This is a genomic window from Serinicoccus hydrothermalis, from assembly GCF_001685415.1.
GTDB lineage: Bacteria > Actinomycetota > Actinomycetes > Actinomycetales > Dermatophilaceae > Ornithinicoccus > Ornithinicoccus hydrothermalis.
Window position 1 is genome coordinate 2660029 of record NZ_CP014989.1, and the last position, 22659, is coordinate 2682687.

A 22659-nucleotide genomic window follows, 5' to 3' on the forward strand; every position below is an offset into this window, starting at 1 on the left:
GGTCACTGAACCTCTTCTGTCCGTGTCCGCGGTGCCGGCTTCGTGGTGCGGATTCCGTCGAAGCCGTCGACCTGGTTTCCCTGGAAGACGACGTCGTTCGAGCGCATGCCTCGCAGTCGAAAGGCGGAGCCTGCAGTGGGACTCTCAGTCTGCAGGATGTTGTTGTTGACGCTGATTCCTTGCCCACCGTCGATCAGGCCCGCCGGTACGCCATCGGAGACGCGCATGGTGTTGCCATCGATCACCCACCCGTTGGGCGCGGCGCCTGCTCTCGCCCTGAGCGATATCGCGTAGCGCCCCCGAGCGGCCAGGATGGTGTTGCCCGAGATCTGGCAGCGGTCTGACTGTCGGACGGCCGTGACTGCGTCACGGCTGATGGCCGCCGTCGCATCGATGCGGTTCTCCCGGAGCGTGATGTCGCGGGAGTTGACGACGTGCACGGCGCCGACAAGGCTGTTGTTCGCCACCAGGGCACGGTGCACCCAGGCGAGCGCCACTGCGTAGTTGTCGCGTGCTACCAGGCGGCAACCTTCGACCCGCAGATCTTGAACGGTCGCACCCTCGACGGGTTCGGAGTCGATGGGCTGGACGTCCGAGGAGATGTGGCAGTCCATGATCGTGATCCCTCGAGGCCCATCGCCCGTCCCACGCCCGTACAGAGTCACGCCGTTCTGCTTCATTCCTGTGATGGAGCAGCGGCGCAGCTCGAGATCGCTGCCACCCAGGATCTGAACGCCTCCCCGGTGGGGGTTGTTCGTGAGTGTCAGCTCGTTCAACAGGATTGAGTGTGCTCCGCGGACGACGCTGACGCCGAATGAGGTCCCCCTGGGTGCGCGGCGGAGGTCCAGGGAGAGTCCTTGGAGACTGATGTCAGGGTTCTCGATCCGGATCAGCCGCACGGACTTGCGGGTGCGTCGGGCGAAGCGCAGCGTGCCGGGCCCACTCATGGTGGTACCCGCTGTGGGGACTAGGGAAGCGAACGCGTTGGTCTCAGAAAGGACGTAGGTCCCCTCTGGCACGGTGAGCGTGCTGCCCGCCGCGCGCTCCAGCCCTGCGATGAATGCGGCCGTGTCGTCCGTGAGCCCGTCCCCTACGGCGCCGACATCGCGCACGTTGGTGGACTGTCCGCGACCGGCACGGGTGCAGGCGCTGAGGGTGAGGGCCGCCGCACCCGCGGTGACGAGCGCTCTGCGCGACAGGGAGGTGTCGGCCCGCCCTGAGGGGATCGCGCGCTCGTCAGGTGTCGTCATGGGTCTGAAGGTAGAACTCTCGCCAGAGGTCGCGCACCATGGGCTGAGAGAATCTGCGGAGGACGTCGCGCTGTGCGGAGCGCCCGAGTCTGTGACGGCGTGCCGAATCACCGCTCAACGTGCCGATCGCCGCGACGAACTCATCGACGTCGCCCTGTGTCACCAACAACCCGGTGACGTCGTTCTCGACCACGTCGCGGGTTCCGGTCGCATCCATCGCGATCGTCGGCACGCCGGCTGCGGCCGCCTCGATGATGACCGTGGCCAGGCCTTCTCTGCGGGTGGGCAGGATGAGCATGTCGCTGACGGCATACAGCGGGCGCACGTCATCGATCCTTCCGAGCATCCGGACGTTTGGGAGCGCCTCGAGTTGCGCGATGGCTACTTCGTCCGCCTGACCGGCTGGTTCAGGTCGACCCGCCACAACGAAGGTCACGTCGGTGAGCCTCGACGCCGCCGCGACCAGGGCGTCGACTCCCTTGTCCCGGGTGAGTCGGCCGACGAATGCCGCGGTGGGCCTCCCACCCTCGATCCGGTGTGTCTCGCGGAAGGCCGTGCTGACGTCACCCGGGACTGGTTCGAAGAAGTGTGGGTCGACTCCGTCGGCGGAGCCATGTCCGATCACGCGGACGGAAGAAGGACGCACCCCCACATCGATCAGGCCCTCACGCACCGACTCGCTGACAGCCGCGGTCTCCGTTGCCAGCAGGCACATGGAGCGCTCGATGAGCTCCTGGATTGCTCGGCGCTGACCCTCCATGCCTTCATGCCGCAGCCCGTGACAGACATACACACGCCGGGGAACGCGGCGCAGCCATGCCGTGACGAGGAGCAGGAGCGACATCTTGGGAGTTCCCGCACTCACGATGTCGGGACGGATCCGACGCACGATGCGGTCAAGATGGAGGAGCGCCCGGACATCCTGGGTTGCCCGCACGTCTCGACTGATCGGCAACGCGTGCACCGTCGCAGAGTTCCTGGCAGAGAAGTCGTCGAGAGGGATGCCGTCAGCCTCACCGCAGACAAGGTGAACCATCGCTCCGGCGTCGGCGAGCTCTTTGATGTGTCCGTCGAGGAAAGCCAAAGCCGTGTGGGGCGATGTGACGCCGAAGAGAATCGTCGTCATGACTCAGCCCTCCCCGGTGGGGGCGTGCCACGGGGGGAAGTAGTCCGTCGACGGCACCTCGGACGACAAGCTCGCAAACGCCGAGGAGTCGATGACGGCAGTGCGGAGCTGCATCACCGCGTTCGAGCTGGTGCAGCGGCTCTTGAACCTGGCCAGGGCGTCGTCACCTCCGAGTCCGCCACCCAGGTGCAGGGTGAAGGGGGTCGGCAACATCTCACGCTTGGCGAACTCGATGATCGCATTGGTCGCCTGAACACTTCGGCCCTGCACGGTCGCTCCGGAGAGGTGGTAGTGGAGGCGGCTTCCCCAGGCCAGGAAGATGGCCCCCGCAACCACGTCCCCATCGATCGAGGCCAGGACGAGTCTGACGGCTCGGTCAGGCAGCTGCAGAAGCCGACGGTAGTACTCGTCCGGGAGGCGTAGCGAGCCGCGAGCCCCGACTCGGGCCATGGTCTGGTCGTAGATCTCTCGGAACGGGTGATCGGCCGTCACCAGGCCCGCAGGATCGGTCTCGGCGACGCTGACGCCGGACCTGTCTGCCTTGCGGCAGGCGGTGCGGTGAGCGCCCGAGACGGCCGCGAACTCGGTGTCTACGTCATGGATGTGGGACAAGAAGGTCGGGTGATCGCGGAGATGCGACGTGGTCTCCACGAGGGCGCCCTGCGGATCGAGCGGGGAGAGCCGGAAGACCTCAGCCACGAGTCCTCGCGCCCTGGCCGCGGCGATGTAGGCGTCTCGGAAGGCCGTGACCGACTCAGGTGACGTGCCGTCGGGCACAGAGATGCCGCCGTACCCGTAGGGGGTCACCGTGTCGTACATCCGCGGACCACCAGCTTCACGGCGGATGTAGGGGTAGACGATTCCGGTGCTCTGATCGGAGGCGCACTCCCACCTGCCACCGTCGATCAGTTCCGCGCTGTGCCCGTAGGCCGAGTGCGAGTAGACATCGGCGACGGCAATCCCTGGGTCGTGCTGATAAAAGGAGATCACAGGCATCACGCCGGCTGCTGGAGGTCGTCGACGGCATGAGCGTTGCGGTCGGCCGACACCGTGGGTCGCAGCAGGGCGAGTGGTGTGCGAAGGAGGGTGCTGAGGTAGAGGCGAACCGACGCCGTGTCGGACCAGCGGGTGTCCAGGGTCAGACGCTCCGACCAGAGGACGGTGTTGCGGCCGGCGATCTGCGCCAGGCCGGTGAGGCCTGGCCGGGTCCGGAATCGTGGGTGGCTCGCGCCTTCCGGGAACCGGTCCACCCAGCTGGGCAGCACCGGCCGGGGGCCCACCAGGCTCATATCGCCTCGGATCACGTTGGCGATCTGCGGAAGCTCGTCCAGCCCCGTGCGCCTCAGCAGCGCGCCCGTCGGAGTCACGCGCTGGCGGGTCGGCGCACCGCTGTCATCCAGGTAGGAGTCGGCATCGTTGATCATCGTGCGGAACTTGTACGCGGTGAACGGCTCGGCGTGCAGACCTGCTCGCTCCTGCGTGAAGATCACCGGTGCGCCCTGCGCGACTCGGCACAGCAGGGCACAGCCTGCGAGGAGCGGTCCCCAACCGGGAGAGGTGAGCCCCACGACGGCCAGGTCCAGGATCCGCAGAGACCTGTTGCTGTCAGTTCGGAGAGTCACGAGTCGTCTGTCCCAGGTAGTGGTCGAGGTGAGTCAGGAGGGCACGTCGGTCCATGGCCGGTAGCGAGTGTAGTGAGTCCTGCGGCTGGCGAGGCTGCGGCCATGCCCTCTGCTCATCTGGCGCCACGTCAAGGTGGTCCAGGACTCGAGAGAGCTCTCGGGCAGGATCGCGACAGAGCTGCTCGTAGGTGACCACCAGGGTCTCGGCCCGGTCTCGGATACCGCTGCTCTCGATGGCCCGCTGGACGTTGGCGACCTGGAAAGCCACCCTCTCGAGGTCGCTGGAGAAAGCAGGCCACGGGCCAGGGGGCGCGATGCCGAACCACGATGACTCAGAGATGTCAAGAGATCTGCGCGTTCGCACCAGGCTCGCGGCAATCTGCTCGAGCGAGCGCTCGACGAGGAGGTACCGCTGAGCACCGACCTCGGAGAGGTAGTCGAGATGGGCGGGCACCAAGAAGTTCTTGTAGACCGTCGGAGCCTGGAAGATGGACGAGATCGCGTCCAACGCCCTCCGCAGGTCTGCTGGTGGCCTTGCTGATCCAGAAGGCTCCAAGGCGTTGGTGTCGTGGCCAAGCGCGTCTCGCCAGAAGTATCCGAACTCGTGGGGATCCAAGGGGTCAGGAGTGCGGCCGGCCACGGAGTTCAGTGACGTCGTGCTGGCTGTCACAGACAGTTGCCTCTGGAGCCGGGCTCCTACCCATGGGCTGCGCCAGAAGAGAGCCATCAGATTGCTGGGGTAGCCGACCTGACCGGACGCCGCGAGTGCCTGGAAGAGAAAGGTCGTGCCAGATCGAGGAAGCCCGACGACATGCCCCGAGGGGAAGGTCGGCCCGATGACCTCGTCGGCAGGGAACTCGGCCGCGATCGTGATGTTCAGCCGATCGAGAAAGGCTTCGAACCCCGCATCCTTCTCCGCGTACCTCATCGCAGCGAGATCAGCGCATCGCGTAGAGCCGCGATGACCGTGTCGATGTCGTCGTCCGTCAGAGCAGAACCGCTGGGCAGGGTCAGCCCACGCCGGAACAGACTCTCGCCGTGAGTCGAGCCGAAGAAGCGGCCAGAGGTGTAGACCGGCTGCAGATGCATCGGCTTCCACAGATGACGTGCTTCGATTCCTCGCCCCTCCAAGTCTGCGAGAACGTCGTTGACGTCGATTCGATCACTCTCGATGACTGCGGTGGTCAGCCAGCAGTTGTCGGACTCGTCGCCACGCTCCGGGCGGACGCCGAGGAAGCGGAGGGGAAGGTCGGCCAACGCCTCGACGTAGCGCCGGCGGATGCTGTGCCTGCGCTGGATCATGCGGTCGAGCCTGGTGAGTTGACCACGGCCGAGAGCGGCCAGGATGTTGGACATCCGGTAGTTGTAGCCCACTTCTGTGTGCTCGTACCACGGCACCGGCTCCCTGGCCTGGGTTGACAGCTTGCGGGCGTGCTCGATGAGCCGCGAGTCGTCGCTCAGCAGCATGCCTCCACCGGACGTCGTCATGATCTTGTTGCCGTTGAAGGAGAGGGCTGCCGCGGCGCCGAACGACCCCGCCGGACGCCCGCGATAGGTCGCTCCGAGCGACTCTGCGGCGTCCTCCACGAGTGGCACTCCACGAGCCTCGAGGTCAGACTCGATCTGGTCGTAGTCGCAGGCGCGTCCGAAGAGATCGACCGTCATGGCCGCCACGACCTGCGTGCCCTCGGCCCTGAGCGTGTCGACCGCCTCGATCAGCAGGTCGGGGTCCACGTTCCCGTCCTCCACCTGGCAGTCGACGAAGACCGTCTCTGCTCCTGTGTAGGCCACCGCGTTCGCCGACGCGGCGAAGGTCATGCTCGGTAGGACCACGGCGGTGCCGGGTCGTGCGCCAAGATCGAGAAGCGCGAGGTGGAGAGCCGCGGTGCCGGAGGCCAACGCCAATGCGTGACGTACGCCGACCCGTTCGGCTACCTCTCGCTCGAACGCGTCGACGTCTGGTCCGAGAGGAGCCACCCATCCCGAGCGCAGGGCAGCGAGAACGAACTCCTCCTCGACCTCGGTGATGTCAGCCTTGGAGAGGTGGATCCGATCGGTCACTCCGCAGGCTCCAGGGCGGTCGTGGGTGAGTTCTCGACGTGCGCAGCAAGCCACGCCGCAGCCTGGTCCGCCGTGCTGAAGGAGCGTGGGCGCACCAGTTCTGGCGCGATGCGCGGGACGTTCACTGCCGTGATCAGCGAGTGCTCGGTCTCGCGGAACACCTCGCCGTCGGTGAAGAGCACCTCGCTCAGCTTCTCGCCGGGGCGCAGCCCGGTGAAGCGGATCTCGATGTCCTTGCCCGAGGTGCGGATCAGGTCGCGTGCGACGTCGACGATCTTGACCGGGGTGCCCATGTCGAGGACCAGCACGTCCCCGTCGCGGCCGATCGCACCGGCCTGGAGGACCAGCTGGGAGGCCTCGGGGATGAGCATGAAGTAGCGCTCCACGTCCTGGTGCGTCACCGTCACCGGACCGCCCTGGCGGATCTGCTCGGTGAACGCGGGGATGACCGAGCCGCGCGACCCGAGCACGTTGCCGAAGCGGACGGAGACGTAGCGCCCCGGCTCGCGGTGGGCGAACTCGGCCGTCAGCCGCTCCGCCATCCGCTTGCTGGTGCCCAGGACCGAGGTCGGGCTGGCGGCCTTGTCGGTGGAGATGTTGACGAAGGTCCCCACACCGTTCTGCGCAGCGGCGTGCAGCACGTTGAGGGTGCCGAGCACGTTGGTCTGCCACGCCTCCTTGGGGTAGCGCTCCAGCAGGCTCAGGTGCTTGAGCGCAGCCGCGTGGAAGACCACGTCCGGCTTGCAGGTGGCGAACTGTGTCTCGAGGTTCTCTGCGTCGCGGATGTCTGCCAGCAGCAGGTCTTCTCCCTCGAGTAGTCCACGGCCCGTGAGGGTCAGCTGCACGGCGTGCAGCGCCGATTCGTCTCGGTCGAGCATGACCAGTCGGCCAGGGTCGAACTTCGCGATCTGTCGGCAGAGCTCCGAACCGATCGACCCGCCGGCTCCGGTCACGAGCACCACTTTGCCGGTGAGGTGCTCGGAGATCGCCTCCTGGTCGAGCTCGACCGCTCGGCGGCCAAGGAGATCCTCCAGATTGATGTCCCGAAGGTCGATGGCCTGAGGGTCGGTCTGACGCAACCAATCTTCGATGGGGGGCAGCACCTGCACCTTCAGCCCGAGATCGCGGGCGTGGCGCTGGACGTCACGGAGGAGTTCGGGGGTGGCGTGGGGGACGGCGACCGCCAGATAGGTGGCCTTGGTCTTGTCCATCGCCCAGGCGAGCCTGGCGAAAACCCCGACCACCGGGACGCCCTCGATCTTCAGACGCCGCTTGCTGCGGTCGTCGTCGAGAAGCGCCACCGGGGTGAACTGGGAGCGGTCGTCATGGAGCATGTTGTGCACCAGGCGGCGTCCGGCCAGACCGGCGCCGAAGACGATGACGCGCTCACCGTCCGGGTTCTTGCTTACCAGTCGGGATCGGTAGGTCCGCACGAGGAAGCGCGACGCGAGCATGAAGACGATGGCCAACGCTGGCGCGAGGAGTGCCGTCGAGCGAGGGAGGAAGATCGCAGGTGTTGTCCACGAGATCGCGATGAGCAGCAGGGCGGCGATCCCGGCCGTCTTCATCAGTGCAGTGATCTCGTCGAAGCTGCCGCGCATGTGCTTCACCATGTAGGGGCCGGTCGCGACACCGACTGCGGCATGCAGACTTGCGGCGACTCCCATCGCCAACCAGAGGTTGCGGTCCGCCAGCACTGCGGGGTCGAATCTCAGCCGGGTCCAGATCGTGATGGCGACGGCCACAGCCCAGCACGACCCGTCAGACACCAACCAGAACGTGCGGATAGCAACTTCACGGAAATTCTTCCGGGGGGCGTTCGGCATCGCGACTCTCCGAGAGAAATGACTGGGACGCGCGGCAGTATGCGTTAAAAGCTGAGGTCAGTGCAACTGCGGTTTCGCCGCGGCACCTGTTTGCCGTCGGGCGCGGCACAAACTGAATGAATGACCAAGAAAAGGTCAAGTCATGGTCAAGAATTGGTCAATTCGTCGCGTCCGCGATCTGCTCGGAGGTCCGACGGCTCGCTCTGGATATCACCCGGCTGGACTCGCGGTTGGCCAGCATCCGCGCCAGCCCGACGAGCGCTCCGGAGAGCACCGCGAAGGCCACCGCCTCCTTGAGGTCGATGTCCGGATCCTCTGGGTTGGTCGGCGAGTCGTTGCCGGTGACGAACTTCCACGTACCGTCCGTGGCCTTGCGCGCGATGGAGCTGGCCGCGATGACGGCACCGACGGTCAGGAGCTTGGCGACGAGATTGCCCATACCGGGATCCTGCCATACCCGCGTGCGGCCCACCTCGCGGGCCGGACCTCCTGCCCCTCACCCTGCGGGGTGAATTCTGCGGGGCGAATTCTTGTGCGACCGGTCGGTGTTGCTATGGTGTGGCTTTCTCATCCCCTGGCAGCGCTGCCAGGGGTAACTTTTTCCGCCCCTCAACCGCACGCGACCCCCACCCGAGAGGAAGACCGCCGAACTATGTCGTTCGAGCTGCCAGGCTGGGTCGTCCTGCTGCTGTGGATCCTGCTGGCCCTCGCCGGGCTCGCGATCCTCGTGGGCAGCACCCGAGGAACGCTGCGCGGGATGGACGTGGTGCTCGGTCCTCCGGAGCGCGACGAGGAGCACGGGGACGGCGGGGAGCAGGGGAACGGTGGGGAGCGCGGGGACGGGGGCGACCGGGACGACGGTGATAGTGTCGGCGACGACCACGACAGGGGAGCGCCCGAGCGCTGAGAGTGCGGCAACCCGCCGCAGACCCTCGAACCTGCACCGGCTAGCACCGGCGAAGGAAGTCGATGAGGAGACGCATCGCCATGACCTCGACCCGTACCCGACGGATCACCACCACCCTGGCCCTCACGGCCACCACTTTGACCCTCGCCTCCTGCACCCTCACCGGGGGCGGTGGGGACGAGGATGAGAGCGGGCCCACCGGCGCCACCGACGCGGCCACGGAGTCCGCGCCCGGCGAGGAGGACGGTGCGGACCAGACCGCGGCCGCCGCGCCCACGCCGGCGGACACCGGCACCGTGGTGCTCACCGCCCACGACTCGTTCTCCCTACCGGACGAGCTCGTCGCGGCCTTCGAGGCGGACACCGGCTACGACCTGGAGATCCAGCTCGCCGGCGACGCCGGGCAGATGGCCAACCAGGTCGTCCTCACCGCCGGCAACCCCACCGCCGACGTCGTCTTCGGCATCGACACCACCTTCGCCAGCCGGGTCGTCGCCGCCGAGGCGCTGGAGGCATACCGCCCCGACGCGCTGCCCGAGTCCGCGACCGAGCACGACCTCACCGAGGGGGGCGAGGCATACCTCACCCCCGTCGACTACGGCGACGTCTGCGTCAACATCGACACCGCGTGGTTCGCGAACGAGGGCATCGAGCCGCCGCAGACGCTGACCGACCTGACCGAGGAGCAGTACGAGGACCTCTTCGTCACCCCCGGCGCGAGCACCTCCAGCCCGGGCATGGCCTTCCTGCTGGCGACGGTCGGCGAGTTCGGGCCGGGGGAGTGGCAGGGCTACTGGAGCGACCTCATGGCCAACGGGGCCAAGGTCACGAGCGGCTGGACCGACGCCTACACGGTCGACTTCACCGCCGGCGGTGGCGACGGCGACCGCCCGATCGTCCTGTCCTACGCCTCGAGCCCGCCCGCCACCATCCCCGACGGCGGCTTCGAGCCCACCACGCGCGCGCTGCTCGACACCTGCTTCCGCCAGGTGGAGTATGCCGGCGTCCTCGCTGGCACGGACAACCCCGAGGGTGCGCAGGCGGTCGTCGACTGGCTGGTCAGCCCGGCGGTGCAGGCGGCCATCCCCGACGCGATGTACGTCTACCCCGTCGACGACGAGGTCGCGCTGCCCGACCTGTGGGCCCAGTGGGCGCAGGTCGCCGAGGACCCGATCGTGGTCGCCCCCGGGCAGATCGAGGCCGAGCGAGAGACCTGGCTGCGGGAGTGGGCCGACATCGCCACCGGGTGAGCGGCTCGGGGTCGCCGGCCGTACGGGCCGTGGCCTTCGACCTCGACGACACCCTCGCCCCCTCCAAGTCGCCCGTCCCCGAGGTCACCGCCACCGCGCTCAGCGAGCTGACCGCGGTGGTGCCGGTCTGCGTGATCTCCGGCGGCAGCTTCGAGCAGTTCCGCGAGCAGCTGCTGGCCCGGCTGCCGACCCCGGCCACCGGCTGGGGCGGTCTGCACCTCATGCCGACCTGTGGGACGAGGTACTACCGTCGCGCCGCCGGGGCGGCGGACTGGGCCCTGGTCGAGAGCCGTGAGCTGGACCCCGCCCGGCGGCGTCGGGCCGTGCACGTCGTGGAGGAGACGGCGCGCGAGCTCGGGTTGTGGGAGCCCGAGGACCGCGTGACAGGGGCACGCATCGAGGACAGGGGGTCGCAGGTGACCTTCTCGGCGCTGGGGCAGCAGGCCGCCATCGCCGACAAGCAGGCTTGGGACCCCGACGGCGCCCGCCGCACCCTGCTCGCCCGTCACCTGGCGCAGCGGCTGCCCGACCTCGAGGTCCGCGTCGGGGGCTCGACCTCGGTCGACCTCACCGAGCGTGGGGTCGACAAGGCCTACGGCGTCGGTCGCTTCGCCCGCGAGGTCGGCGCCGACCCTCGCGAGGTGCTCTTCGTCGGCGACCGGCTGGACCCGCTGGGCAACGACTACCCCGTGCTACGGCTCGGGGTCCAGGCCCGGCCCGTCGCCGACCACCACGAGACCGTGCAGGTGCTGCGCGAGCTCCTGCAGCGGCTGCGTGGGACGTCGCCCGGCCGCGCCTGACCGTGCGGGTCGCTGCTCACCGGCACGGCCCCCGGCGCCGGCACGCCCCGAGCACGCCCCCGGCGCCGGCCGCCCCGAGCCCGCCACCCTCAGGGGTGCCGCTGCCGCCAGTGCTCGACGACCACGTCGGCGGGCACCGGCTCCACCCAGCGGCCGGGGAGGCCGAGGGTCGGCGCCGGTACCCCCTCCCACCGGGCCTCACCCTCGCGCCGGGTCGAGCGCACCCGCACCCCGCTGTCCCGGCTGTCCCCCGCGTCGTCGAGATCCGCCCCGGGGGGCGCGCCGAGCGTGAGGTGCGCCGGACCGGGCGGCCAGGGCAGCCGCAGCACCGCCTCGGGGCGGGTCACCTCCACCACGGCGCGGCAGCGGGCGAGCACCCGCCCGGGTGGGTCCCCTCGGTGCACCCGGGGGTCCGGCGGCACCGGGGCCGGGTGCGGCACCCACACCCCGAGGTCGCCCAGCCGCAGCAGCGCCTCCACGACGACGACGAGCTGGCCGGGGGACCACGAGGCGCACCCCGGTCCCAGGACGGCGACGACGTCGGGCTGGGTGTGGTGCCACCCACGACCACGGACGAGCGGGTGGGGTATGCGCTCGGCCAGCGCGGCGGTCTCGGCGTTCTTCAGCCGCGCGAGCCCCGCGGCGTCGCCCTCGTGTCGCCCCGCCAGGTCGGGACCGTCGTGCCAGGCGAGGGCAGCCGGCTCGTGGCGCAGCCGCGCCCCGGCGAGCCAGGCCCGCCAGGCCAGGTCCCAGTCCTCCCCGCCGTAGCCGGTCAGCGTCTCGTCGTAGCCGCCCACCGCCTCGAAGACGTCCCGGGAGATCGCGCTGACCGCCCCGATCACGTAGCGGAACGAGGTGTCGTCGGCATCCCGGAGGTCGCGGGTCGCGGCATACCCCTCACGCAGCCACCCGGGCTCGGTCAGGCACGCCGACGGCGGCCAGTCCTGGTCCGTCCCGGCGCCGCCGAGCCGGGCGTGCCGACGGCGCCCCACCGCGAGGGTCGGGCCCTCCAGGCAGGCGCGCTGCAGCGTCGCCACGTAGTCGTCCTCCGGCGCGGTGTCGCCGTCGAGGAAGACGATCACCCGGCCCTGCGCCCGGGAGGCACCGAGGTTGCGTGCGGCGGCCAGGCGGAAGCCGAGGTCCGGCTGCCGGACGACGGTGACCGGCAGCCGCACCGGGCGCAGGACCGGCTCGGTGGGGGAGCCGTCGTCGGCAACCACCACCTCCAGCCCCCCGAGGACCCCGCGCTGGGCGTCCAGCCGGGCCAGGACGAGATCGAGCATCGGCTGGTCGCGGTAGTAGGGGACCACCACCGTGCACGCGGGACGGTCGGCCACCTCCCGCACCGCCCGCGCCGCCTCCGGCGAGGACGGACCCAGGGTGACCCCCCCGCCCAGCCAGGTGAGGTCGGGGTCGAGCAGCGCCGTGGTCACCGCCCGCGCCAGCCCTCCCGGCTCGACGAGCTGCACCGCGCCCGGCAGCCGGTGCGCCAGCTCGCTGGTGTAGCGCGAGCGGAGCACCAGGGGTCGCCTGCCCGCCGCCAGCCAGGTGGCGATGGACCCGGAGGCGGACACGTGCTGGTGCCCGGCCACCGGCACCGTCGCCGCGGCCAGCAGGCCGGGCAGCGCCTCGTCCGCCACCCACCCGGTCGTCGACCAGGACACCCCCGCCCGCCGGGCGCGGTCCGCCAGCAGGTCGGGAAGGTCCTCGTGGCCGCGGGATGCCCGCCCCAGGTTGCGTCCGACCACCGGCACGTGCCGGAGCGCCGGCTCCCGCGCCGCGGCCGCCGTCGCGTCGATCACCTGCTCCAGGCCCTTGCCCGGATAGAGGTAGCCCAGGGTCACCACGCTGCGCGGCCCGCCCGCCCTGGGCTCGACCGGAGGGGGGTCCGGCGTGACCGCGCCCGGCAGCGGGTCGACCGGCAGCGGGACCACGTGGGTGCGGCGGTCCACGGCGTCGGCCACCAGGCCGCCCCGGGCGTGCCGGACGGCGGCGCGCAGCAGCAGCCGCTCGTGCTCGCTGGCCACGACGACCGCGTCGGTCCCGGCGGCGAGCGCGGCATAGAGCCGCACCCGGTCGGCGCGCCACCGCCCGTCGCTGGCCTGCGGCAGGTCGTGCAGCACGACCGTGACCCGTGCCGCGCCGGCGCAGGCACGGCGCCACGCGGGGAGAGCCCCGGCGGGCTGCCTCGCCAGCAGCCGGTCGGTCACCTGGGCCAGCACCGTCCTGCCGGCCAGCGCACCCTCGGGCAGGTCCTCCAGCGTGCCGGGCCGCAGCAGCTCGGCATCGCCCAGGTGCGGGTGCAGCGTCACCCCGTGCCGCACCACGCCGTGCTCGGCCGGGCCGGGCACGAGGTGGGCCAGGGTCAGGGGCGCCATCCCAGCGCCGCGAGGCGGGCACCCTTCTTGTCCAGGCCGACCTCGACGACGCGCGGATGCCGGGCGTAGAACTCCAGGTGCGCCTGCGCCACCTCCTCGTCCGTGACCTCCTCGCCGTCCACCAGCCAGTGCTCGCGCGGCTCACCCGGCAGCCCCAGGGCCTGCAGCACCTCGGCGCGCAGCGGGGTGCGCACCGAGGACAGCAGCACCCGGCCCGGGTCCGAGACCCGGGCGCGGGGTGTGTCTCCTCCGATGTCGTCCACGACGCGCTGGGCCAGCCCGAGGAGCACCTCGTTGCCGGGGTGGTCGACCGTCCACCCGGCCCGTGCCCCGGCCTCGGCGACCAGGTCGCTCACCGGCAGCGTGTCCTCCGCCTGCTCGCGCCGGCGGAGCTCGGCGCCGGAGTCCGCCGCGACCTGCCGCACCGCCTCGGCGGGGAGCGTGGCCGGGCCGCTCCAGCCGGCGGCCAGGCCCAGCCTGCGCACGTCGTGGTAGGGCACGACCGGCGGGTCGACCACCTCCTCGTCCTCGTGCCGGACCAGCACCTGCTCGGGGTAGAGCGCCTCGGAGAAGTAGTTGGCGACCCGGACCACCCGGGCCCCCTCCGGCAGCCGCGTGGCCACCTGTGCGGTGCCCAGCGGCATACCGTGGTAGTCCGCGCCGACCGGCTGGGCCACCAGCACGTCGAGCCGCTCGAGGAGGCGCCACAGGTGCGGCAGGTCGGACTCCACCAGCTCGTGCACCGGGGGCAGCCGGACCCCGCTGACCCGGCCCGAGGTGCCCACCGCCACGCGCAGCGCCTCCGCCTGGCAGTTGCCGTGGACCGCCAGCAGGGGCAGTCCCTCGTCGGGCAGGGGGTCGATCCCGTAGAAGACGCCGTAGTGCCGGCGTCGGCCCTCATCGCTCACGGCACGCCCTCCGTCTCCGCATCGACCCGGCGGCCCGAGAGCACCGCCGCATACACCGCAGTATGCAGCGCGGCACCTGCCTCCCGCTGTCGCACCCGCTCCTCCCGGTCCACGCGGGGCGGCGGGGACCCCGCGGCGCGCAGCAGCAGCTGGGCCAGCCGGCCCGGGTCCGGCGGCCGGGACGCCGGCCCCCACGACAGCACGCCCCCCTGCTCGCGCAGGTGCCCGACCTCGGGCGCCAGCACCCAGGTCCCCAGGTCGCGGCAGGCCTCGACCCAGCCGGAGTGGGTGGCCCAGGCATAGGGCAGCACGGACACGTCCAGACCGCGCAGGTAGTCCCAGAGCTGGTCGTCCGGCAGCCGCGGGGCGACCCGGACGTCGACGACCCCCCAGGCCGGCCCACCCAGCTCGGTGAGCAGCCCCGCCACCCGGGGGTCGTGACCGGGCCGGTCCGGGTCCAGCACCTCGGGGTGGGCGCGCACCTCGAGCCGGGCGCCCGACGGGAGCACGGAGTCGACCTCCCGCACCGCGGCGGCCAGGGCGGGCAGCGAGCGCAGCGGGGCCAGGTTGGCGCGCAGCGACTTCAGGTGCAGCCCGACGGTCAGCGGCCCGGACCGGGCCGGCCGGGGCCGGCCGACCAGGGGCAGCGGGGCGACGTGCGGGTGCGGCACGACGAGCGGTCGTCGCCCCAGGGTCCGCTGCACCACCTCGGCGGCCCCCTCGGTGAGGGTGAGCAGCCCGGCGGCGTGCTCGACGAGCAGCTCCAGGTGCTCCCGGTGCCGCCGCTGGTCCCGCAGCTGGGGGTGGTCCAGGTCGTGGACGGTGTGCACCAGCGGCAGGCGCTGCTCGCGCAGCACCTCCAGCCAGGTCCGGAGCCGGGCGGTGTCCTGGCCCTCCAGCCCGAAGTGGACGTGCACCAGGTCCTGCTCGCAGGCGTGCTCCCGCAGCCAGGCCGGGTCGAGGGCGGGGTGCGGCCACCACTGGCCGGGGGGTGCGCCGGGCACCGGCGGGTCCGGCAGGTGCACCACGGCGGGCTCGGTGCGGGGGTCGGGGCGGACGGGCAGGAGGGCGGCGACGTAGGCGTGCCCGGCCGGGATCTGCCGGACCCGGATGGTCACCGGGTCACCTGCCAACGCCCGTCGCCGTCGGGAGCCGCGAGACCGCGCTCGCGCAGCTGCTCCAGCCACCCCAGCATCGGCCACCACCCCCACCGGTCGGCGAAGACGCCGGCGTTGCGCACCACCGCCTCGACATGGTCGACCGGCGGCGTCCGGGTGGGGTGGTGCTGGTGGTATGCCGTCGCGCCCCCCACCCAGGTGAGGCTGCCCCCGAGGGAGCCGACGACCTGGGCGAAGTCGGTGTCCTCGCCGCCGTAGCCGACGAAGAGCGGGCAGAAGCCTCCGGTGCGGGCGAAGTCGGCGGCGGTGAGGGCGAAGCTCAGCGACCAGAACCTCGTGAGGTCCGGCTCGGCCCGGGTCTCCCCGGGCGCCGGTCGCACCCGGTCGGGACGGTGCACGCCGACCTCGGCGAGCCGGTGCAGCTGGTGCTCCCAGCCGCCGCACTCGGGCTGCCGGGGCGGCAGGTAGGCCACGTCGGCGCCCAGCACCGCCGGGGACGGGCGGGAGGGGCTCGGGTGGAGGTGGCGGGCATACGTGGTCAGCGTGGTGGGGCCGGGTATGCAGTCGACGTCGAGGAAGACGAGCCGGTCGGCGCCCGCGGCGGTGGCCACCCGGGCGGCGGCGTTGCGCGCCGCGGCGAGGGGCAGGCCGAGCGGGTCGGCCGCGAGCGGCTCCACCAGCACCGGAGGAGCGTCGCCGGCCGCCCGCCACGCCCGGTGGGCGACCTGCGCCACGGCAGGGTCGTCCATCGCGACCACCACGTGCAGGTCCGGTCGGCGCACCCCGGCCGCCAGCCCGGCCACCTGGGCACGCAGGTGGTCGTGACGGCCGTGGGCGAGGGTCAGGACGGCCAGCACCGCTGCTCCTGCAGCCGGGCGGCGGCCTCGTCGAGGCGGTGCGCCGCGCGGGCGGCGCCCTGCTGCGACCCCCAGGCCGACCACCCCTCGCCACCGGTCGCCAGCGCGCGGTCGAGCAGACCGGGCCAGGCCTCGGCGGCCGGCCACCCGGAGGCGGTCGCGGCCAGGCCGCGGCGCTCCAGCGCGCGCGCCGTGGCCTCCTGCTCGCCGTGCGGCCGGGGTTGGGCGAGGACGACGGCGGGGCGCCCCGCCAGCGCGACATCGGCCACCGCACCCTGCCCGGCGTGGCACACGACGACCTCGGCGGCCCGCATCTCCGCGAGGAGGTCGGGGGAGGGCGGGTGGTCACCGCCCCGGACCAGCCAGCGCCGACCCGTGCTGGCCCGTGCCGCCTCGACGTCGTGCTCACCGGGTCCGGCGCCGCCCGAGCCCCAGACGACCAGGACCCCGCCCCGTCTCGGCTCGACCGCGCCCAGCGGGCCCCGCCCCGGCTCGACCGCGCCCGTGGCACCCTGCCCGCTCCCGGCGGGGAGCGCACCCGGCTCGCCCTGCCCGGTCCCTGGCCGCGCGGAGCCCTCACCGGGCGCGCCACCGGCGACCGCGAGGGCGCTGATGCCCCCCACCTCCCACGTCCTGGGCGCCGGCCCGCTCGCGGCGCCGTCCCCGTGAGCGCCCGGCGGCCACGGCGCCAGGACGGCCTCGGCGAGGGATCGCGCGAGGCGGTGCGGCTGGTCCTCGCGGTCCCCGGGCATACCGCCCAGCACGACCGGCACGCCGCACAGCCGCACGAGCACGGCGATCTCCACCGACACGTCGACCACGACGAGGTCGGGACGGGCGCGGTCCAGCCACCGGGCGACCTGATGGTGACGCCTGGCCAGACCGGGATGGTGCAGCGGCACCCAGTGCAGGGCACCCCCGGCCTCCGGCTGCGAGAGTCGCGGGTCCACCGGGGGCTGGTCGTCGCGCTCCAGCTCGACCCAGTCACCGGGCCAGCCCGCGGGCGGCCCACCCGAGCCCAGCCCGACCGCCTCGGTCCGCAGCGACCGCGCCACCGCCGTGCCGCGGCGCCGGTGGCCCTGCCCGACGTGGTGCAGGTAGTAGCCGATCACGACGCGACCGCCGGGCCGACCACCGGACCCAGGGGGTGGGGTGGTGCGGCCGCGAGCACGTCGTCGTAGACGCCGAGGTAGTCCTCGACCATGCGGTCCATCGAGTGGTGGGCGACCGCGTGCGCCCGGGCCCTGGCGCGGGGGAGCCGCACCACGTCGGGGACCAGCGCCGCGGCCTGCTCCACGAGGGTCGCGTCGTCCGCCGGGGGGACCAGCCGACCCACGCCGGGTCCGACCACCTCGGGCAGCCCGCCCCGGGCGAAGCCCAGCACGGGGGTGCCGCAGGCGAGCGCCTCGGCGGCGACCAGCCCGAAGGGCTCGTCCCAGGCGGGCGTCACGAGCAGGGCCGCGCTGCGGCCGACGAGGCGGGCCAGCTCGGCCGTCGGGAGGTGCCCGGCATAGCTCACCCCGCCGTCCCGCCCGCACCAGGGCCACAGCATCTCCCGGGCGTAGTCCTCGTCGCTGACCGGACCGGCGATGGTCAACGGCAGGCCCGCGCGGCGGGCGATCCGGGCCGCCAGGTGCGGCGCCTTCTCCGGGACGATGCGGCCGGACCACACCAGGCCCGGGCCCCCCGGCCCTGGTGTCCACTCCCGCACGTCCACCCCGTTGCGCACCACGCGGGCCGGGGTGACGTGGTGCCAGGCCGCCGCCGTCCACCGGCTCACCGCGGTGACGTGCAGGCGGTCGCGGCGGGGAGCGGTGCCGGCGATCGCGATGGCCGACTCCAGCCAGGGCGTGGGCGGTGTGTGCAGCGTCAGCACGGTGGGCACGCTCAGGGTCGGCGCCATCGCCGCCGGAAGGTGGTGCAGTGCGTGCGTGTGGACCAGGTCGACATCGGTGCGCCGCGCCAGGTGCAGCATGAGCTGGAGATAGGCGTGATGACGCTCCATCCAGCCCTCCTCCGGCATCGACACGTCCCGCCGGGCCGCCTCGGACAGCTCGAGCCGGTCCGGCCACAGGTAGTCCACGCCGGGGATGGGATCGCTGTGCCGGTCGGCGAAGACGCTCACCCGGTGACCGCGCGCCACCAGGCCGCGGGCCAGGTGCCACGTCACCGACTCCAGCCCGCCCGCGAAGGGTTGGGAGATGGGGTGGCGCGTGTGGGCGACGACGACGACGTGCACCGGTGGTCCTCCTTAACGGTCACAGCGCGGGCGGGACGAGGGGCCGACCCGGACAGCGCTCGTTGGGTCCCACGCGGCGCACCAGCGACACCTTAGGTCCGCCGGTCGCCTCCCGCGCGCCGGATCGTCCGGGTGGACCCCGACCCCGGGCCCGGCCTGCCCTGTAGGCTGTGAGCGACCGACAGGGGAGCCTCGAGCTGAGAGTGCGGCACGGCCCGCAGACCCTTAGAGCACCTGCTCCGGCTAGCACCGGCGAAGGGAGTCGACGTGGACCAGCCTGCCGCGCGCCGAGCGCGACGCGGGCGCCGGGCATACCTCAGCGGTCCTGGGGTCGCCCTCGGGCTGGCCGCGGTGATCCCGTTGACGTTCCTCACGGTCTTCTTCGCGCTGCCGGTGGGCGGGATGCTCGCGCGGGGGCTGTGGCCGGAGGGCCGGCTCGACCTCAGCGCGGTCCCGGAGGTGCTCGGTCGTGCCCGCACCCTGCGCGTCCTGACCTTCACCCTCGTCAGCTCGCTGGCCGGCACCGTCGTCACCCTGCTGCTCGGGATCCCGGTCGCCTTCGTCCTCTACCGGCTGCGCTTCCCCGGCCGGACGCTGCTGCGGGCCGTGGTCGTCATGCCGTTCGTGCTGCCGACGGTCGTGGTCGGCGTGATGTTCCGCTCGCTGCTCTCCGACGGCGGGCCGCTGGGCGGCCTCGGGCTGGACGGCACGTGGGTGCCGATCCTGCTCGCCTTCGTCTTCTTCAACCTCGCCGTCGTCGTGCGGACCGTCGGCGGGCTGTGGGAGGGCATGGACCGGCGGGCGGAGGAGTCCGCCGCGACCCTGGGCGCCTCCCCCTGGCAGGTATGGCGCACCGTCACCCTCCCCGCGCTCGCGCCGGGGGTGATCTCGGCCGGCACGCTCGTCTTCCTCTTCTGCTCCACGGCGTTCGGGGTGGTGCTGACCCTCGGCGGGCTGCGCTACGGCACGGTCGAGACCGAGATCTACCTGCTCACCGTGCAGTTCCTCGACCTGCAGGGGGCCGCGGTGCTCTCGCTGCTGCAGCTCGCCGCGGTCGTCGCGATGCTCGCCGTGGCCGCGCGGGCGCGCAACACCCGCGAGCAGGCGCTGCGCCGCGTCGGTGCCCGGGCCTCCGCCCGCGCGCCCCGGCGCGACGACATACCGGCCCTCGTGGTGACCGCCGTGGTCGTCGCCTTCGTGCTGCTGCCGGTGGGGACGCTCGTCGCCCGGTCGCTGCGGGTGGGACAGGGGTGGGGGCTCGACCACTACCGCGCCCTCACCGACCCCGAGGCGACCAGCGCGCTGCGGGTCAGCGTCACGGAGGCCATGGCCAACTCGCTGCGCACCGCGGTCGACGCCACCGTGCTGGCCATGGTGCTCGGGCTGATCGTCGCCGTCGTGGTGTCCCGCCGGCCGCGCCAGCCGGGGTGGTCGCGCGCCGTCTCGGTCCTCGACGGCGCCTTCATGCTGCCGCTGGGGATCTCCGCCGTGACCGTCGGCTTCGGCTTCCTCATCACCCTGGACCGCCCGCCGCTGGACCTGCGGACCTCGCCCATCCTCGTGCCGATCGCGCAGGCCATGGTGGCGCTGCCGCTGGTCGTGCGGACCCTGGCCCCGGTGCTCCGCTCGGTCGACCCGCGTCAGCGCGAGGCGGCCGCGGCGCTCGGCGCCAGCCCGTGGCGCGCGGCGTGGACCGCCGAGGCCCCTGTGCTGGCCCGCCCGCTGCTCGCGGCGACCGGCTTCGCCTTCGCCGTCTCGCTGGGGGAGTTCGGCGCGACCAGCTTCCTCGCCCGTCCGGACCGGCCCACCGTGCCGGTCGTCATCTACCAGCTCATCTCCCGGCCCGGCGCCGACCACCTCGGGATGGCGCTCGCCGCCAGCGTGCTGCTCGCGCTGGTGACCGTCGTCGTCATGGGCGTGGTCGAGCGGCTGCGGGTCGGCTCGGTAGGAGCCTTCTGATGCTCGAGCTCACCGACCTCACCGTGACCTTCCCGGGTGCGACCGCGGTCGACCACGTGTCTCTGCAGGTGGCGCAGGGCAGCGTGCTTGCTGTGCTCGGCCCGTCGGGCTGCGGCAAGTCGACGCTGCTGCGGGCGGTCGCCGGGCTGGAGCGACCCTCCGCCGGCAGCATCCGCTGGCGGGGCACCGACCTGTCCGGGGTGCCCACGCACGAGCGCGGCTTCGCCCTGATGTTCCAGGACGGGCAGCTCTTCGCCCAGGCGAGCGTGGGCGACAACATCGGCTACCCGTTGCGGCTGCGTGGGGTCGGGCGCGGCGCGCGGGCCTCGCGGGTCGCCGAGCTGCTCGAGCTCGTCGGGCTGCCCGGGTATGCCGACCGCCGCCCCGCCACCCTCTCCGGCGGCGAGCAGCAGCGCGTCGCGCTCGCCCGGTCGCTGGCCGCCGACCCCGAGCTGCTCCTGCTCGACGAGCCGCTCAGCTCCCTGGACCGGGCGCTGCGGGACCGGCTCGCCGGGGACCTGCGGGAGATCCTCGTCTCGACCGGCACCACCGCGATCCTCGTCACGCACGACCACGACGAGGCCTTCTCCGTGGCAGACCGGATGGCCGTCATGCTGCAGGGCCGGATCGCCCAGGAGGGGGACTCCACCCAGGTCTGGCGCGCTCCGGTCTCCCGTGAGGTCGCCGCCTTCATCGGCTACGACACGATCCTCGAGGGTCCCGCCGCGCAGACCCTGCGCGACCTCCTCGACCTCTCCGCCGACCGGGCGTCCGGTCTGGCGGCCTCCTCCGACCGGGCGTCCGGTCTGGTGGCCCTGCGCCGCAGCGCGCTCCGCGTCGACCCGGGCGGCAGCCTCACCGGCACGGTCCGCCGGGCCACCACGGTCTCCGACGCGGTGCACCTCACGGTCGAGGTCGAGCGCCTCGGCCGGTGCGAGGCGCTCTCCTCCGAGCTCGGCCCGCAGGCCGGCGACACGGTCGCGCTGACGGTGGATCCGCGCGGTGTCGCCGCCCTGCCCACCCCGGACCTGCGGACCGGCTCGACCGATGCCGAAGAGTCTGCGGAGACAGCCTCTGACCTGCGATGACGCGGGCGCGGCGGCATACCTGAGGCTGGGGTAGGCCGTGCGGCGCGAGGGGTCTCGACCGCCTACATTGGACGACATGGAGACCCCTGACGGATGGCGGCCCGACACGCTCGCAGTGCGCGGCGGTCTCATGCGCAGCCCCTTCGACGAGACGGCCGAGGCGCTCTACCCGACCTCGGGCTTCGTGTACTCGAGTGCCCAGGAGGCGAAGGCCGCCTTCGAGGAGGAGATCGAGCGCTTCGTCTACAGCCGCTACGGCAACCCGACGGTCGCGATGCTCGAGGAGCGGATGCGGCTCATGCACGGCGCCGAGGCGGCGCAGGCCACGGCCTCCGGAATGTCCGCCGTCTTCACCGCGCTCGGCGGGCTGTGCGCCGCCGGTGACCGGATCGTCGCGAGCCGGGCGCTCTTCGGCTCCTGCTTCGTCATCGTGGACGAGGTGCTGCGCCGGTGGGGCGTCGAGAGCACCTTCGTCGACGGGCGCGACCTCGACGCCTGGCGCGAGGCGCTCGCCACCCCGGCGGCCGCCGTCTTCTTCGAGACCCCGAGCAACCCGACCCAGGAGCTCGTCGACATCGCCGCGGTGAGCGAGCTCGCCCACGCCGCCGGCGCCACGGTCGTCGTGGACAACGTCTTCGGCACCCCGGTCTTCTCCCGGCCGCTGGACCACGGCGCGGACATCGTCGTCTACTCCACGACCAAGCACATCGACGGCCAGGGTCGGGTCATGGGCGGCATGATCCTCGGCCCCACCGAGCTCGTGGCGGGTCCGATCCAGACCCTGCTGCGGCATACCGGACCCGCGATGTCGCCCTTCAACGCCTGGGTGACGCTCAAGGGGCTGGAGACCATGACGCTGCGGGTGGAGCGGCAGGCGGCGACCGCCCTGACCCTGGCCGGCGAGCTCGAGGCCGACCCGCGGGTGCAGGCGGTCCACCACCCGTGGCTGGAGTCGCACCCCCAGGCCGAGCTGGCGCGGCGCCAGATGACCGGCGGCGGCACCGTCGTGACCTTCACCCTCGACGCGGGGCAGGAGCAGACCTTCGCCTTCATGAACGCGCTGCAGGTCGTCGACATCTCCAACAACCTCGGCGACGCGAAGTCGCTGACCACGCACCCGGCGACGACGACGCACCGGCGGCTTCCGGAGGAGGCGCGGCGCGCGGCGGGCATCACCGAGGGCACGATCCGGCTCTCGGTCGGGCTCGAGGACGTCGACGACCTGCGCGAGGACCTGCAGCGGGGGTTCGCGGCGGCCTTCGGCTGACCC

The 22659-nt window shown here is 72.4% G+C and carries 20 protein-coding genes; 6 read left to right on the plus strand and 14 right to left on the minus strand.

All coding sequences use genetic code 11. The annotated features are described in order from the left end of the window. Window positions 1-2: 2 nt before the first annotated feature. The 8 genes from SGUI_RS12325 to SGUI_RS12360 form a co-directional block, all read right to left on the minus strand. Window positions 3-1250 (minus strand): right-handed parallel beta-helix repeat-containing protein, encoded by a 1248-nt coding sequence (locus tag SGUI_RS12325; protein WP_066640742.1) that lies wholly within the window; start codon window positions 1248-1250, stop codon window positions 3-5. Next, window positions 1237-2376: a glycosyltransferase family 4 protein gene (locus SGUI_RS12330; RefSeq protein WP_066640745.1), complete on the minus strand. Its 1140-nt coding sequence runs from the start codon at window positions 2374-2376 to the stop codon at window positions 1237-1239. The genes SGUI_RS12325 and SGUI_RS12330 overlap by 14 nt, the downstream gene beginning before the upstream one ends. Before the next feature lie 3 nt (window positions 2377-2379). Beyond that, window positions 2380-3372: a GNAT family N-acetyltransferase gene (locus SGUI_RS12335; protein ID WP_066640748.1), complete on the minus strand. Its 993-nt coding sequence runs from the start codon at window positions 3370-3372 to the stop codon at window positions 2380-2382. Continuing rightward, window positions 3372-3998 (minus strand): sugar transferase, encoded by a 627-nt coding sequence (locus SGUI_RS12340; protein WP_083190672.1) that lies wholly within the window; start codon window positions 3996-3998, stop codon window positions 3372-3374. Before SGUI_RS12340 ends, SGUI_RS12335 begins: the two co-directional genes overlap by 1 nt. Beyond that, window positions 3982-4926: a sulfotransferase gene (locus tag SGUI_RS12345; protein WP_066640755.1), complete on the minus strand. Its 945-nt coding sequence runs from the start codon at window positions 4924-4926 to the stop codon at window positions 3982-3984. The genes SGUI_RS12340 and SGUI_RS12345 overlap by 17 nt, the downstream gene beginning before the upstream one ends. Next, entirely contained in the window at window positions 4923-6059 is a 1137-nt protein-coding gene (locus SGUI_RS12350; protein ID WP_066640757.1) for a DegT/DnrJ/EryC1/StrS family aminotransferase, read from the minus strand. The genes SGUI_RS12345 and SGUI_RS12350 overlap by 4 nt, the downstream gene beginning before the upstream one ends. Continuing rightward, window positions 6056-7885: a polysaccharide biosynthesis protein gene (locus SGUI_RS12355; protein ID WP_237141350.1), complete on the minus strand. Its 1830-nt coding sequence runs from the start codon at window positions 7883-7885 to the stop codon at window positions 6056-6058. Before SGUI_RS12355 ends, SGUI_RS12350 begins: the two co-directional genes overlap by 4 nt. A gap of 157 nt (window positions 7886-8042) precedes the next feature. Continuing rightward, complete coding sequence (locus SGUI_RS12360; protein WP_066640758.1) at window positions 8043-8324, minus strand: DUF4235 domain-containing protein; 282 nt, start codon at window positions 8322-8324, stop codon at window positions 8043-8045. Between the two features lie 213 nt (window positions 8325-8537). Here SGUI_RS12360 and SGUI_RS17515 point away from each other — a divergent pair, with 213 nt between their 5' ends. The 3 genes from SGUI_RS17515 (at window position 8538) to SGUI_RS12370 (ending at window position 10842) form a co-directional block, all read left to right on the plus strand. Beyond that, on the plus strand, window positions 8538-8792 hold the full coding sequence (locus tag SGUI_RS17515; protein ID WP_157621839.1) for a hypothetical protein: 255 nt from the start codon (window positions 8538-8540) through the stop codon (window positions 8790-8792). 80 nt (window positions 8793-8872) lie between these two features. Further along, on the plus strand, window positions 8873-10042 hold the full coding sequence (locus SGUI_RS12365; RefSeq protein WP_066640761.1) for a thiamine ABC transporter substrate-binding protein: 1170 nt from the start codon (window positions 8873-8875) through the stop codon (window positions 10040-10042). Beyond that, window positions 10039-10842 carry an HAD-IIB family hydrolase gene (locus SGUI_RS12370; protein WP_066640765.1) on the plus strand — a complete coding sequence of 268 codons (804 nt, stop codon included), beginning with the start codon at window positions 10039-10041 and terminating at the stop codon, window positions 10840-10842. Before SGUI_RS12365 ends, SGUI_RS12370 begins: the two co-directional genes overlap by 4 nt. Before the next feature lie 89 nt (window positions 10843-10931). On the opposite strand, the gene SGUI_RS12375 is transcribed toward SGUI_RS12370, so the two are convergent. The 6 genes from SGUI_RS12375 to SGUI_RS12400 are packed head-to-tail and all read right to left on the minus strand — an operon-like array spanning window position 10932 to window position 18342. Continuing rightward, complete coding sequence (locus SGUI_RS12375) at window positions 10932-13220, minus strand: glycosyltransferase (protein WP_066640770.1); 2289 nt, start codon at window positions 13218-13220, stop codon at window positions 10932-10934. Next, window positions 13208-14128 (minus strand): WcbI family polysaccharide biosynthesis putative acetyltransferase, encoded by a 921-nt coding sequence (locus SGUI_RS12380; protein ID WP_066640771.1) that lies wholly within the window; start codon window positions 14126-14128, stop codon window positions 13208-13210. The genes SGUI_RS12375 and SGUI_RS12380 overlap by 13 nt, the downstream gene beginning before the upstream one ends. Then, window positions 14125-15246: a glycosyltransferase gene (locus SGUI_RS12385; RefSeq protein WP_066640772.1), complete on the minus strand. Its 1122-nt coding sequence runs from the start codon at window positions 15244-15246 to the stop codon at window positions 14125-14127. The genes SGUI_RS12380 and SGUI_RS12385 overlap by 4 nt, the downstream gene beginning before the upstream one ends. Continuing rightward, window positions 15243-16103, minus strand: coding sequence for a glycosyltransferase family 2 protein (locus SGUI_RS12390; RefSeq protein ID WP_066640774.1), 861 nt, complete (start codon window positions 16101-16103; stop codon window positions 15243-15245). Before SGUI_RS12390 ends, SGUI_RS12385 begins: the two co-directional genes overlap by 4 nt. Continuing rightward, on the minus strand, window positions 16088-17215 hold the full coding sequence (locus SGUI_RS12395; protein ID WP_066640775.1) for a glycosyltransferase: 1128 nt from the start codon (window positions 17213-17215) through the stop codon (window positions 16088-16090). Before SGUI_RS12395 ends, SGUI_RS12390 begins: the two co-directional genes overlap by 16 nt. Further along, window positions 17212-18342, minus strand: coding sequence for a glycosyltransferase (locus SGUI_RS12400; protein WP_066640776.1), 1131 nt, complete (start codon window positions 18340-18342; stop codon window positions 17212-17214). The genes SGUI_RS12395 and SGUI_RS12400 overlap by 4 nt, the downstream gene beginning before the upstream one ends. A gap of 267 nt (window positions 18343-18609) precedes the next feature. On the opposite strand from SGUI_RS12400, the gene SGUI_RS12405 reads away from it, so the two are divergent. The 3 genes from SGUI_RS12405 to SGUI_RS12415 all read left to right on the plus strand — a co-directional run bounded on the left by SGUI_RS12405 (window position 18610) and on the right by SGUI_RS12415 (window position 22656). Beyond that, entirely contained in the window at window positions 18610-20301 is a 1692-nt protein-coding gene (locus SGUI_RS12405; RefSeq protein WP_083190673.1) for an ABC transporter permease, read from the plus strand. Then, a complete protein-coding gene (locus SGUI_RS12410; RefSeq protein WP_066640778.1) occupies window positions 20301-21389 on the plus strand; it encodes an ABC transporter ATP-binding protein in 1089 nt (362 codons plus the stop codon). The genes SGUI_RS12405 and SGUI_RS12410 overlap by 1 nt, the downstream gene beginning before the upstream one ends. A 76-nt stretch (window positions 21390-21465) precedes the next feature. Continuing rightward, on the plus strand, window positions 21466-22656 hold the full coding sequence (locus SGUI_RS12415) for an O-succinylhomoserine sulfhydrylase (protein WP_066640779.1): 1191 nt from the start codon (window positions 21466-21468) through the stop codon (window positions 22654-22656). The last annotated feature ends 3 nt before the right edge of the window (window positions 22657-22659 follow it).

Bases quoted from the DNA above. Each gene is read 5' to 3' on its own strand.
- SGUI_RS12345 (WP_066640755.1), bottom strand. From the start codon at position 4,926: ATGAGGTACGCGGAGAAGGATGCGGGGTTCGAAGCCTTTCTCGATCGG.
- SGUI_RS12410 (WP_066640778.1), top strand. From the start codon at position 20,301: ATGCTCGAGCTCACCGACCTCACCGTGACCTTCCCGGGTGCGACCGCG.
- SGUI_RS12415 (WP_066640779.1), top strand. From the start codon at position 21,466: ATGGAGACCCCTGACGGATGGCGGCCCGACACGCTCGCAGTGCGCGGC.
- SGUI_RS12375 (WP_066640770.1), bottom strand. From the start codon at position 13,220: ATGGCGCCCCTGACCCTGGCCCACCTCGTGCCCGGCCCGGCCGAGCAC.
- SGUI_RS12360 (WP_066640758.1), bottom strand. From the start codon at position 8,324: ATGGGCAATCTCGTCGCCAAGCTCCTGACCGTCGGTGCCGTCATCGCG.
- SGUI_RS17515 (WP_157621839.1), top strand. From the start codon at position 8,538: ATGTCGTTCGAGCTGCCAGGCTGGGTCGTCCTGCTGCTGTGGATCCTG.
- SGUI_RS12355 (WP_237141350.1), bottom strand. From the start codon at position 7,885: ATGCCGAACGCCCCCCGGAAGAATTTCCGTGAAGTTGCTATCCGCACG.
- SGUI_RS12330 (WP_066640745.1), bottom strand. From the start codon at position 2,376: ATGACGACGATTCTCTTCGGCGTCACATCGCCCCACACGGCTTTGGCT.
- SGUI_RS12365 (WP_066640761.1), top strand. From the start codon at position 8,873: ATGACCTCGACCCGTACCCGACGGATCACCACCACCCTGGCCCTCACG.
- SGUI_RS12335 (WP_066640748.1), bottom strand. From the start codon at position 3,372: ATGCCTGTGATCTCCTTTTATCAGCACGACCCAGGGATTGCCGTCGCC.
- SGUI_RS12325 (WP_066640742.1), bottom strand. From the start codon at position 1,250: ATGACGACACCTGACGAGCGCGCGATCCCCTCAGGGCGGGCCGACACC.